The 13260-nt window shown below is 49.4% G+C and carries 11 protein-coding genes; all 11 read left to right on the forward strand.

Annotated features, from left to right (window positions below):
- Nucleotides 1-36 precede the first annotated feature (36 nt).
- Nucleotides 37-768, forward strand: coding sequence for a DUF3784 domain-containing protein (locus V8Q34_RS02540; RefSeq protein WP_335834734.1), 732 nt, complete (start codon nucleotides 37-39; stop codon nucleotides 766-768).
- Nucleotides 769-843: 75 nt separating this feature from the next.
- Nucleotides 844-1722 carry a LysR family transcriptional regulator gene (locus V8Q34_RS02545; RefSeq protein WP_033140419.1) on the forward strand — a complete coding sequence of 293 codons (879 nt, stop codon included), beginning with the start codon at nucleotides 844-846 and terminating at the stop codon, nucleotides 1720-1722.
- A gap of 74 nt (nucleotides 1723-1796) precedes the next feature.
- On the forward strand, nucleotides 1797-3788 hold the full coding sequence (locus V8Q34_RS02550; protein ID WP_335834735.1) for an oxidoreductase: 1992 nt from the start codon (nucleotides 1797-1799) through the stop codon (nucleotides 3786-3788).
- 186 nt (nucleotides 3789-3974) lie between these two features.
- The gene (locus V8Q34_RS02555; protein ID WP_103732084.1) at nucleotides 3975-4967 is read left to right on the forward strand and encodes an ABC transporter permease; all 993 of its coding nucleotides are present in this window, start codon (nucleotides 3975-3977) and stop codon (nucleotides 4965-4967) included.
- Nucleotides 4964-5782 carry an ABC transporter permease gene (locus V8Q34_RS02560; RefSeq protein WP_335834736.1) on the forward strand — a complete coding sequence of 273 codons (819 nt, stop codon included), beginning with the start codon at nucleotides 4964-4966 and terminating at the stop codon, nucleotides 5780-5782. The genes V8Q34_RS02555 and V8Q34_RS02560 overlap by 4 nt, the downstream gene beginning before the upstream one ends.
- A 70-nt stretch (nucleotides 5783-5852) precedes the next feature.
- Nucleotides 5853-7436 (forward strand): ABC transporter substrate-binding protein, encoded by a 1584-nt coding sequence (locus V8Q34_RS02565; protein WP_335834737.1) that lies wholly within the window; start codon nucleotides 5853-5855, stop codon nucleotides 7434-7436.
- Between the two features lie 29 nt (nucleotides 7437-7465).
- Nucleotides 7466-9076: an ABC transporter ATP-binding protein gene (gene nikE / locus V8Q34_RS02570; protein WP_335834738.1), complete on the forward strand. Its 1611-nt coding sequence runs from the start codon at nucleotides 7466-7468 to the stop codon at nucleotides 9074-9076.
- A gap of 173 nt (nucleotides 9077-9249) precedes the next feature.
- Nucleotides 9250-10029 carry a GDSL-type esterase/lipase family protein gene (locus V8Q34_RS02575; protein WP_146051707.1) on the forward strand — a complete coding sequence of 260 codons (780 nt, stop codon included), beginning with the start codon at nucleotides 9250-9252 and terminating at the stop codon, nucleotides 10027-10029.
- Nucleotide 10030: 1 nt separating this feature from the next.
- On the forward strand, nucleotides 10031-10501 hold the full coding sequence (locus tag V8Q34_RS02580; RefSeq protein WP_227243323.1) for a DUF4358 domain-containing protein: 471 nt from the start codon (nucleotides 10031-10033) through the stop codon (nucleotides 10499-10501).
- 48 nt (nucleotides 10502-10549) lie between these two features.
- Entirely contained in the window at nucleotides 10550-11941 is a 1392-nt protein-coding gene (locus tag V8Q34_RS02585; RefSeq protein ID WP_335834739.1) for an MBOAT family O-acyltransferase, read from the forward strand.
- Between the two features lie 39 nt (nucleotides 11942-11980).
- Nucleotides 11981-13141, forward strand: coding sequence for a DHHW family protein (locus V8Q34_RS02590; RefSeq protein ID WP_033140412.1), 1161 nt, complete (start codon nucleotides 11981-11983; stop codon nucleotides 13139-13141).
- Nucleotides 13142-13260 lie beyond the last annotated feature (119 nt).

The following is a 13260-nucleotide window of genomic DNA, read 5'->3' on the forward strand; positions in this document are numbered from 1 at the left end:
TATGAAAAACTGGAATCATTGTAAGGAGGAATTTATATGAAATGGATATTATGGGGATTAACAGCACTGACGGGAATCATAGCAGTGATTCTGCTGATGGGAAAAGGGAGCTTTCTCATTGCCGGGTACAATACGTCCCGGAATAAAGAAAAATACAATGAGAAAAGGCTGTGCCGGGTCGTAGGCGGAGGATTGGGTGTGATCACCCTTGTTATGGCTGCCTGGAGTATAATGGGAGACCAGTTCCCTGTGGCAGCCTTTGTGATCAGCATTATTGCTGTGGTGGCTGCCATACAGATTCTGAGCAATACGGTGTGCGTAGTAAAAGGGGAAGCCGTTCAGGAAAAAGACAGGGCCAGGGATAAGATTTACAGAAACGCGTCCTTTCTTTTCACCGCAGTCATTTTGGTAGTGGTTTCCTTTGTGCTTTTTACAGGAAATGTAACCCCGGTTATGCATGAGGCATCCCTGGAGATACAGGTATCCTTCTGGCCGGATCATGAGGTGCCGTATGCTTCTGTTAAATCTGTTTCTTACACGGATGATCTGCAGCGCGGCAGCCGGAAAAATGGGATTGGAGGTCCCACACTGCAGGCAGGATATTTTAAGAACGCAGAGTTCGGTGATTATAAACTGTATTCCTATACATCCTGTGACAGCTTTGTGGTCCTGGACACAGAGCAGGGAACCGTGGTGCTGAACGGTAAAGACGAGGCAGCTACCAGGAAGCTTTACGAGGAAATAAGGGAAAAGGTACAGCAGAACTGACACAGACTGCAGTTGACAGAGTGTTTTCTCTCCCTATACAATAGGGGTATCACGAGAGAAAAGGCAGGCAAACACATGAACACAAAAGATTTGAAATGTTTTGAGGCCGTCTATCAGGAAAAAAGCATCAGCAGGGCTGCCAGACGCCTTTATATCACACCCCAGGGACTGGGAAAAAACATCAGGACCCTGGAGGCAGAACTGGAAACCGTTCTTTTTGAGCGCACCAAACAGGGTATGCGCCCAACACAGAGCGCGGATTTTCTCTATGGAAGGACGAAGAAGATCATACAGGAGCTGGAGGAGCTGGAAAACGGCGTAAGACAGCTTGAGAACAGAAAGATAGTCCTTCGCATCGGATGCGCCTGCGGTGTTTTTAATGTCCTTCCTTTTGAGCTGATCCTGAATTTTATGAGGGAGAATCCCCATATCCGGGTGGAGTGGAATGAGTATTCCAACGAGGAAGTGAAGTCCATGCTGGAGGACTCCAGACTGGAATACGGTTTCATTGTGGGAAAACACGAAGGGGACGACATGATACAGCGGAAACTGGACGGAAGGGAGATCCTGCTGCTTGTCTTTGAAGGGCATCCCCTGTATGAAAAGGAGAGTGTGAACGTGGAGATGCTGAGGGAGGAGAACATGATCCTCATGAATGAACATTTCCACATGTACCACGATTTTGCCTCCATCTGCTGTGCGAAGGGATTTACTCCCAACATCATAGCAAAGACATCGGACGGTGCTGTCCTGTACAAACTCTGCCGCCAGAAGATCGGTCTTGCGGTCATACCGGAATTTATGCTGGAGGATTTCCGTATGGAACATATGCGCGCCATACCCTTTGAGGAACATATGACCTGGGAGGTGTTCGGCGTTTACAAGGAAGATACGAAAAATTATGAGACCATACAGCAGTTTGACTGCTTTCTAAAACAAAAAGTTTCCACCTGACAAGCAAAGGTTGCTGGCGGAAAGGCGTTGTTCTTTTGTATTATATTGTTAAAAGAAATACGAAGGAGGACGCAATGAAATATAAAAATTTATTTACCCCTGTGCAGATCGGCAGGGTTACCCTAAAGAACCGTTTTGCACTGGCCCCCATGGGCCCTCTGGGACTGGCGGACGCCCAGGGCGGGTTCAACCAGAGAGGTATTGATTATTACACAGAGCGGGCAAAGGGCGGCACCGGCCTGATCATCACCGGTGTCACGTTCTCAGACTGCCGGGTGGAGACTCAGAGTATGCCCAATTGTCCCAATTCCACTTACAATCCGGTACATTTTATCCGGACCAGCAGGGAGATGACAGAGCGTGTCCACGCGTACGGCAGCAAGATTTTTCTCATGATGTCAGGGGGCTTCGGCCGTGTCACCATACCCACCAACCTGGGAGAGTTCCCGCCGGTTGCGCCATCCGCCATTCCTCACAGATGGCTGGATAAGACATGCCGTCCTCTGACGAAAGAGGAAATACGCAGCATTGTAAAGTCTTTCGGCGACGGCGCATACAATGCCAAGCGCGGCGGTTTTGACGGTATTGAAGTCCATGCGGTCCATGAGGGATACCTGCTGGACCAGTTTGCCATTTCCATGTTCAACCAGAGAACGGACGAATACGGCGGTTCCCTGGAAAACAGGCTCCGCTTTGCAAGGGAAGTGGTGGAGGAGATCAAGTCCCGCTGCGGGGAGGATTTCCCGGTTGTCCTGCGTTTCAGCGTAAAAAGCATGATCAAGGACTGGAGAGAGGGTGCCCTTCCGGGCGAAGAGTTTGAGGAAAAGGGCCGTGATATTCCGGAGGGTCTGGAAGCTGCAAAACTGCTTGTCAGCTATGGATACGATGCGCTGGATACAGATGTGGGTACCTATGATGCCTGGTGGTGGAATCATCCCCCCATGTATCAGGAAAAAGGACTGTTCCGCCCGTACTGTAAAATGGTGAAGGAAGTGGTGGATGTACCTGTGCTCTGCGCCGGACGTATGGATGATCCGGCTATGGCTTCTGAGGCTGTGGAGGATGGAACCTGTGATATTGTAAGTCTTGGCCGTCCTCTTCTGGCTGACCCGGACTATGTGAACAAACTGCGGGCAGGGCGCACAGAGGATATCCGTCCCTGCATCTCCTGCCAGGAGGGCTGTATGGGGCGTGTACAGGAATATTCCATGATCAACTGTGCCGTGAATCCCCAGGCGGCCCGGGAACGGGTGACCGCCTATGAACCTGTACGGAAGAGCAAAAAAGTAATGGTGGTGGGCGGCGGTGTGGCCGGCTGTGAGGCAGCCAGAGTGCTGGCAATCCGCGGACACAGGCCGGAAGTGTTTGAGAAGACCGGGTGTCTGGGAGGCAATCTGATCCCGGGCGGTGCTCCTGACTTTAAGGAAGATGATCTGGAACTGGCAAAGTGGTATGAGACCACTCTGAAAAAACTGGATGTTCCGGTACACCTTCATACTGAAGTCAGAAAAGAAGATGTGGAAAAAGCAGAATATGACGCTGTGATCATCGCCACAGGCTCCGTCCCGAAGGTGTTCCCTCTGGGTGACGATGCCCATGTATACACTGCGGCACAGGTCCTCACAAAGGAAAAAGACTGCGGCGGCAGTACCGTAGTGGTAGGCGGCGGTCTGGTGGGCTGTGAGACAGCGCTGTGGCTTGCGCAGCAGGGTAAGAAAGTGACGATTGTGGAAGCCCTCGATAAGCTGATGGCAGTCAACGGCCCTCTCTGCCATGCCAACAAAGATATGCTGGAGCGCCTGATCCCCTACAACGGCATTGAGGTGGTGACCGGCGCCAAAGTGACCGGATTCCGGGATGGAATGTTATCCTGTGTTGTTCAGGAGGAGGAGAAGGAGATTTCCTGTGACAGCGTTATTTTATCTGTTGGATACAGGGAGGAGAATTCCCTCTACAATGACCTGCAGTTTGATGTGCCGGAAATCTATCTGCTGGGTGACGCGAAGAAAGTTTCCAATATTATGTACGCGATCTGGGATGCATTTGAAGTGGCAAACCATATGTGATAGGTGTATCAACAAGCGTGCTGCCAAAGCGTACGGCAGCCATAATAAAAAATATATATTTATATCCCCCCACGTGGCTTGTGGGGGGATTTTTTGTCTGCTATACTATGGATAGTCAAAAAAATAACAGATGCGGCGTTACTTTTTTACTGACAATTTACCGGAATGAATGAAGAGGAAAATACATTGAATACACCACAGAAGTTTGAATTTTTGCTGAAGAAACTGGTACAGATCCTGCTGTCCATGCTGGTGCTGTCCATACTGGTATTTTTTATTGCCCGCCTTTCTCCCGGGGACCCTTTAAAATCCTATTACGGGGAGAGCGTGGAGCGGATGAATGAGAGCCAGAAGGAGAAGGCCAGGGAGCGTCTGGGCCTCAACGAGCCTATGACCGTGCAGTACGTGCGCTGGGTGGAAAATGCCCTGCACGGGGATTTCGGGATTTCATATAAATATAAGCAGGATGTGGGAGCGGTCATAGAGAAGGTATATGCCAATACCTTGATACTGGGAGGCTTATCCTATGTGCTCACCTTCCTTTTCGCTGTTTTGCTGGGTATTTTCTGTGCGATGCGTGAGAATACCCTGATCGACAGGTGCATCTGTAAGATCGGGACTGTGACCAACTGTATTCCCTCTTTTTTCGTTGCACTGGTGCTGATCCTTATCTTCGGCGTGAATCTGGCTGTGCTGCCCACAAGCGGCGCCTATGCCCTGGGAGGGGAACATTCCCTGGGGGACAGGCTGATACATCTGATCCTGCCGGTCACGGTTATGGTGTTATCCCATCTGTGGTATTACACATATATGGTAAGAAACAAGCTTCTGGAGGAAATCCGCGAGGACTATGTACTTCTGTGCAAGGTAAAGGGCATGGGGAAATGCCGCATCATGTTCACCCACTGCCTGAGGAAAATCCTGCCTTCCCTGATCAGTATCATGGCTATTTCCGTGCCCCATATCATCGGCGGAACCTACATCGCGGAGAGTGTCTTTTCCTATCCCGGTCTGGGGACGCTCAGTATGGAGAGCGCCCAGTACCATGACTACAATATGCTGATGGTATTAAGCCTTATCACAGGCTTTGCAGTTATTGTGGCAAATGTGGCAGGCCAGATCATCAGCGAATGGATCGACCCCAGAATGAAGCAGGAAAGAGGGGAAAAAGCAGCATGAAAAAGAAAAAATTTCCCGTTTTCTCCCTGTTGGTACTGGGCATAATTGTCCTCGGATGCCTGTTCGGAAAAGTTTTAGCGACAGGAGATCCTTTTTACATGAACCTGACAGAAGTCAGTCTGCCGCCCGGCAGTGTCCATTATTTCGGCACGGATACCATGGGGAGGGATATATACTCCATGATATGGGAGGGCGGAAGAGTATCCCTGTATATCGGGATACTGGCAACTGCCATATCCTCTGTGACTGCCATTGTATACGGCTGTGTCAGCGGCCTTGTGCCGGACTGGCTGGACGATTTGCTGATGCGCTTCACAGAGATCATTTTGAGTATTCCCTCCATCCTGCTTGTGATCTTTCTGCAGGCACTTCTGGGGGAAGCTACAGCTACCAGTATTGCTGTGGTGATCGGACTTACAAGCTGGATGAACATTTCCAAAGTAGTCAGAAGTGAAGTGCGCCAGATACGGAACAGTGATTTTGTTCTGGCGTCCAGACTGGCCGGCGGAAAGTTTTTCTACATACTGCGGAAACATCTGTTTCCCAATTTTATATCCTCCACCATGTTCATGATCGTCACAAATGTAAGCGCGGCGATCGGCACGGAGGCCACCTTAAGTTTTCTGGGAATCGGCCTTCCCATGGAGATCATTTCCTGGGGCAGCATGATGTCCCTTTCACAGAAAGCCCTGTTGTCCAACTCCTGGTGGATCATTCTGATCCCCGGGCTGTTCCTGGTAACCACTCTGGTGTGTATCACCAATGTGGGAGAGTACATCCGCCTGAGAAACAACAGAGAACACAGCAACCTATAAAACGGCAACCGATTATAGCCGCTGCCGGGCATTCCGGCAAACCGGCAATAAACGTAAAAGGAGAACAGACATGAAGAAGAAAATACTGACATTACTGCTGGCAGCATCCATGGCAGCCTCACTGCTTGCAGGCTGCGGGAGCAAAGACGATAAGGCAAAAGGAGATACAGACACAAAAACAGAGGCCGCGGATAAGAGCGGGGAAGAAAAAACGCTGGTTTACGGAAGCGGTGATTACACCAATATTAACCCTGCGCTCTATGAGCATGGGGAGATCAATTCCCTTATATTTGCAGGTATGACAGCCCATGATGCAGAGGACAAAGTGGTACCTGCTCTTGCAGAGAGCTGGGAGTGGGATGAGGCGTCCAAAACCTATACCTTTCATTTGAGAAAAGACGTGAAATTCCATGACGGCGAGACCTTTACCTCCGCGGATGTGAAGTTTACGCTGGATACTATAATGAACCCGGACAATGCCTCTGAGATTGCTTCCAACTATGAGGATATCACAGGGATTGAGACTCCGGATGACAGCACGGTGAAGATTACTCTGAAAGCACCAAATGTTGCCATGCTGGATTACCTGACTATCGGAATCCTGCCCAAGCACCTGCTGGAGGGAAAAGACATCGTGACCGATGATTTCAACAGAAATCCTGTGGGCTGCGGCCCATACAAGCTGGTTTCCTGGGACGAGGGACAGAGCATCACCCTTGAAAAGTTTGATGACTTCTATCTGGGAGCACCTAAGATTGACAAGGTAGTCTTTAAGATTGTGGAGGATACCCAGGCAAGGGCCCTTCAGTTAAAATCAGGGGAACTGGATCTGGCGCAGGTGACACCGAAAGATGCCAAGCAGTTTGAGGGGGAAGACGGATTTGTTGTGGATGTTATGAAAACAGCAGATTACAGAGGAATCCTTTATAACTTCGGAAGTGAGTTCTTTGGCAGACACAGGGAACTGCCAAATATCTTAAGCTATGCCATTGACCGCCAGTCTATTGTGGACAGCGTGCTGTTAGGTCACGGGGAGGCAGCGTACTCTCCTCTGCAGATGGGACCTTATAACAACCCGGACATTGAAAAATATGAGTTTGATCCGGAGAAAGCGAAACAGCTTCTGGAAGAAAATGGCTGGAAAATGGGCGATGACGGGTATTATGAAAAAGACGGAGAACAGCTTGCCTTCACCATTTCCAACGGTCAGGCAGACCAGGTGCGTATTGATATGTCAAATATCTGCGCGCAGAACCTGCAGGATATCGGTGTGAACTGTAAAGTGGAAGTGACAGCAGAGACAGACTGGGCAAACCAGGATGCATACCTGATCGGGTGGGGAAGTCCTTTTGACCCGGATGACCATACCTACAAAGTATTCGGCACAGACAAAGGAGCCAACTACAGCAGCTACTCCAATGCAAAAGTAGACGAACTTCTTCAGCAGGCAAGAGAACTGGAGACACAGGAGGAGAGACTTCCGCTGTATAAGGAATTCCAGGCGGAGCTGTCAAAAGACCTTCCTTATACCTTTATCGCATATATTGACGCCATGTATGTATCAAAAGACAATATCACCGGACTGACGAAGGACACGGTTCTCGGTCATCACGGTGTGGGTATCTTCTGGAATATTTACGACTGGGATATGTAACACTTCATTATAGAAAAGAGAGAACACTTATGGAGACATTATTGGAGATTCGCGATCTGTCCGTGACCTTTCAGGATGAGGAGCAGACCCGCGCCGCAAGACACGTAAGCCTGGAGCTTAAGAAGGGAGAGCTGGCTGCCCTTGTGGGGGAATCCGGCTCCGGAAAAACCGTGCTGTGCAAAACCATTTTACAGCTTCTCGGAAATAAGACCCGGGTGGAAAGCGGCGAGATTCTGTATCAGGGCAGCAACATATTGGAATATACGGAAAAGCAGATGCAGAAATTCCGCGGCAGGGAGATTTCCATGGTGTTTCAGGACCCTTATCTGTCATTGAACCCAACGATTTCCATCGGAAAGCAGATCATGGAGACCATCCTTCTCCATGAGAAAATATCAAAAAAAGAGGCAAAGGCCAGAACACTGGAACTATTGGAACTCACCGGATTTGACCAATGTGAAAAGCGGTTTTCCCAGTATCCCCACCAGTTTTCCGGGGGCATGCGGCAGAGGGCGGCAATCGCCATAGCCCTTGCCTGCAGCCCGGGCCTTTTGCTGGCAGATGAGCCGACTACTGCGCTGGATGTGGACACCCAGCAGCAGATCATGGAGCTTTTGGCAAAGATAAGAAAAGAGACCGGGGTTGCCATTCTCTTCATCACCCATGACCTGGGTCTGGTGGAAGATGTGGCGGACAGCGTATATGTCATGTACCGGGGAGAGATTGTGGAGAGCGGCAGTGTCCATGATATTTTTGATCACGCGCAGAATCCCTATACCATAAAACTGCTGGGATACCGGAATTACGGAAAAGGCATTGGGCATACACACGGTAAGATACATTTCCACAACGGCATGCCCCATACCCACGGCGGCACGCACAACCATATGCACCCCCATGTGGAGGGGGATGTCTCTCATCCGGCTGTACAGGTAGAGGAAAAGATAACACCCGGTGATCAGGTGGTTCTTCTTAAAGAGCCGGAACCGGAAAAGCTCATCGAGATTCGGCATCTGTCTAAAAATTTCCGTCTGGACAGGCATACGGTTTCCCGTGTCCTGGAGGATTTTTCTCTGGATGTCTACAGAGGGGAAATCCTGGGAGTGGCCGGTCCCTCCGGCTGCGGGAAATCCACCCTTGCCAGGTGTATCGTAGGGCTTTACGAACCGGATGGCGGAAAGATTTTCTATCACGGGGACACTGCCCGCATTTACAGAAGACAGATGATCTTCCAGGACAGCTCCTCAGCATTTAATCCTCACATGTCCCTGGAGGAGATCATAGGGGAACCGCTCAGGATCCAGAAGCTGTGCAGAGGCAGGCAGGAACTGCGGGAGCGGGTGCGCTCCTTAATGGAGCAGGTGGAACTTGATCCGGCCCTTGCCCTCCGCCATCCCTATGACGTGTCAGGAGGACAGCGGCAGAGGGCAGCCATTGCCAGGGCGCTGTCCGTGGAACCGGAGTTTATTGTGGCGGATGAGCCCATTTCCTCGTTGGATATCTCCATTCAGGCACAGATCATGCATCTGTTTAAAAAGCTGCAGGAGGAGCATCATCTGACTATTATGCTCATTGCCCATGACCTGCCCATGGTCATGCACGTCAGTGACCGGATCATCATGATGGGGCAGGAAAAATAAATCATTGTGAAGCTGTTACAAAAATCAGGCGATTTTGTAACAGCTTTTTTAAATATATAAAAGTTGGAATATTCACCTTGAACTTTCAGTTTTTAACGTCTATAATTTATTAAACGACAGGAATCGGGGAATCTGTCGAATAGGGGAAAAGGACATAGGAATTGAAGGGAAAAATGGAAAAAATCAAAGCGTACATATCTAAAACCCGTTTTTGGGTTCTTGTGGCAGTGGTGCTGATGGTCATCATTGCTGTTGTTGTTATCTTTAAAAAGGCGGAAAACGCCGAAGAAACTCCTTATGAAAAAAACAGAAAGACCGTAGCCGCCCTGGAAAAGGCGGATATTTCCCATACGGAAAATGCTCTGAAAGACCTGGAAAGCCGGGATGGTTCCGAAGGCAGTCAAGGGGAAGAGCGGGATACGGTGGAATTAAAAAGGGCATTCCAGAATGCTGTGATACTGGGGGATTCTTTTTCAGAATCCATCGTGGAGTACGGCTTTTTGGACACGGATGTGGTGCTCTATAAAAGAGGGCTCAGCGTAAGCCAGGCAGATGACCTGGTGGACAATGCCATCTCACTGCGTCCCTCGGCAGTGTTTTTTGTTTTCGGAACAAACGACATGGAAATCTGTGAAGGGGACAGCAAAAAGTTTATTGAGGCATACAGGCGCCAGATCGGGCGGCTGAAAGAAGGGCTTCCGGATGCTGCAGTTTATATCAACAGCATTCTGCCCGCAACCAAAGAGGCTGTGAAGGAGACGCCGAGTTATGCGTACTGTGAAGCGTTTAACGAGGCACTTCAGGCCATGTGTGAAGAAGATGGATATACCTTTGTGGACTGTACTTTTTTAATAGAAGGAAAAGATGGAATTTATGAGCCGGACGGCATCCATGTGATCAAGAGTTATTATCCGGCATGGCTGTCCTATCTGGCGGATACGGCGGGATTATAAGATGAAAATAAAATGGGTAAAAGCGGGAACCCTTATGTTTTTGGCAGCCTACCTTGGTTTTTTATGCACAAGAGGCTGGGCAAAGGATGTTCCCATAGAGGAAATAGCTTCCAAAATGGAGCAGGATAAGACAATAACTTCCCTGGAAAAATGCGGTGCAAGACAGCTTCGCAGGTTCTACGGGCTGGAAGCAGGGAATCTTGAAGGATATGTTTTTTATAAAGCAGAGTCCCCCATGTCTGTGGATGAGTTTCTGGTCGTAAAGGCGGAAAGTCCGAAGGAGGCAGAGGATGTGCTGGACAGTGCGGAAAAGCATCTGGAGGAGCAGAAGAAAAGTTTTGAGGGATACGGCGTGTCCCAGACGGCGCTTCTTACAGAGGCAGCGGTGGAATCGAGGGGAAGTTATGTGCTGTACGCATCCGGAAGTCATGCGCAGCAGTGGAGGAAAGAATTTCTGGAATTGATCAAATAGCAGGGAGGATGATTTCCGGACTGCGTCCGGATTCAGGGGAGAATATATATGTTGCTGAACAGTTTGTTTTTTATCTTTGCATTTTTACCGGCAGTGCTGCTGATATACTACCTGCTGCCTGCCGCGGGGAGGAATTGGTTCCTTCTGGCAGCCAGCCTTGTGTTTTATGCCTGGGGAGACCCGGTCTATCTTATTCTGCTGATATTTTCTGCGGTATTTCATTATATTATGGGTCTGCAGATCGGAGGAGAGGAGAATGACGGAAGACGGAAGAAACAGGATCTGATCTTTGCCGTGGGAGTGGATGTATTTCTGCTCTGTTTCTTTAAATATTTCGGGGCGGCAGCGAATCTGATCGGCAGCTTTTTTCATACACAGATTGCAGTCAGGGAGCTGGCGCTTCCCATAGGACTGTCCTTTTATACTTTTAAGAATCTGTCCTATCTCTTTGATATTTACTATGGCAGAACAGAGGCGGAGAAGAAATTTACGGATTTTGCCGCCTACGCGGTATTTTTTCCTGCCATGACCGCAGGGCCTATTGTTCGGTACAAGGACATGAAGGAGCAGATGAAGAAGCGCAGGGTGAATGCATTGCAGCTTGGCTACGGAGCCAGAAGGTTTATTCTGGGTCTTGCAAAAAAGGTGCTGCTGGCCGACACACTGGCCTCCCTTTATGGGGAGATCAGCGCAGGGGCAGGAAATATATCTGTGCTCACTGCCTGGATCGGTATGTTTGCCTTTACCATGGAAATCTATTTTGATTTTTCAGGATATTCCGATATGGCCATTGGAATCAGCAGAATGCTGGGATTTACGGTAAAAGAAAACTTTGACTATCCGTATATGTCAAAAAGCGTCACTGAGTTCTGGCGGAGATGGCACATCTCTCTCGGAAGCTGGTTCAGGGATTATATCTACATACCTCTGGGCGGCAACCGCGTGGGAACAGGAAAGCATATCCGCAATATCCTGATCGTGTGGTGCCTTACCGGAATGTGGCATGGGGCAGCGCTGAATTTTCCTGTGTGGGGGTTATATTACGGAGTACTTCTGATAGCAGAAAAATATATTCTTGGCAGCAGGCTGAAAAAACTGCCGGGCTGGGTATCAGGGACTTATACGATGCTGCTGGTAATGATAGGCTGGATGCTGTTTTCCCACAATTCCCTGGGGGAGGCAGCCGGTTATCTGGGGCATTTGGTGGGAATCGGGGCCGTGGGACTTGCGGATACGGCAGCGCTGTATTATCTGAAGACAAACCTCGTGGTCTTCCTGCTGTGCATACTTGCCTGCAGGCAGGGATTTTACCGATGGGTGGAGAGCCGGTTCCACGATTCTATAGTTGGCTCCGCAGTGCTGTACGGCGTGCTGTTTCTTCTGGGGACAGCCTGCCTGGTCTACAGCTCTTACCATCCTTTTTTATACCTGCGTTTTTAATAAAACAGGCGGGGATTCCCCACCGGAACGGAGAGGTTCATGAATGAAAAAAATAAAAACCTGCACAGGAGGGCAGCGATCATTACAGGTTGGGTATTTATCGCAGTCACAGCCTTTTTCTTTCTTGGCAGCCTGATCGCCAGAGACAGGACTTTTTCTGACAAGGAGAACAGAATGCTGGAACAGGCACCCGGTATCAATGGGGGACAGATCATATCCGGCAGATATGAGGAGAAGTTCGAGACGTATTTCACTGATCAGTTCCTGCTGCGGGATATGTGGATTGAGATGAAGGCCGGATTCGACCGGCTGATCGGCAGAGTGGAGTCAAACGGCGTCTATCTGGGAAAAGACGGATACCTGATAGAGAAGTTCACAGAACCCGACGGGAAAAACCTGAAGGAGACCTGCAGCGCCATGGGAGACTTCGCTAAGAGATATGGGGAAGTGAAGCAGTACGCCATGATAGTGCCTAATGCAGTGGAAATCCTCTCTGACAAGCTGCCTGCCTTCGCACCGGCAGCAGATCAGGGAAGGTATCTTGACACCCTCGGAAAAGAGCTGGAGAAGCAGGGAATCACGGTTCTGGATATGCGCGGCGTCCTGAAAAAGAACCGGGACAAGAAACTGTATTATAAGACAGACCATCACTGGACCACAGAGGCGGCGTATCTGGCGTTTCTGGAGGCAGGGAAGACCATGGGATACAATGGATCAGAGATCACATTTGACGCGCTGCCTGTCACAGGCGGATTCCAGGGTACACTGTCTGCAAAGAGCGGTTTTCGTTCAGGGGAGAAGGAGGAGCTGGAAGTATATCTGCCAAAGGACGGTTCCCCTTCTTCGGTGGTCAATTATGTGGATGAGCAGAAAAAGACAGCCAGTTTTTACGATACGGGAAAACTGGATACCAGAGACGGATACGCCTGTTTTCTGGGCGGCAACCACCCGCTTATCCGTATCGAGACACCTGTGCAGTCAGATAAGACACTTTTGGTGCTGAAGGATTCCTATGCCAACTGTTACCTGCCGTTTCTGGCGACCCAGTACCGGAAAATCGTGGCAGTAGACCCCAGGTATTATTACGGGGATTTGGAAGAGCTGATGCAGGTGGAGGAGATACAGGAGGTTTTATATCTGTACAATGCCAATACTTTCTTTTCAGACACATCCCTGCAGATGGTTCTGAGGGAAAGCTGAGAGGGAGAGGGGCAAAAATACAGGGCTTTCGCCGGTATAGCTTTCAGTTATGATTTACATACTAATTAGTTATAACGCTTTAAATGCATTGACAAAATTTTGAATAGTTGATAGAATTA

The organism is Blautia sp. JLR.GB0024, assembly GCF_037000545.1.
GTDB lineage: Bacteria > Bacillota > Clostridia > Lachnospirales > Lachnospiraceae > Blautia > Blautia celeris.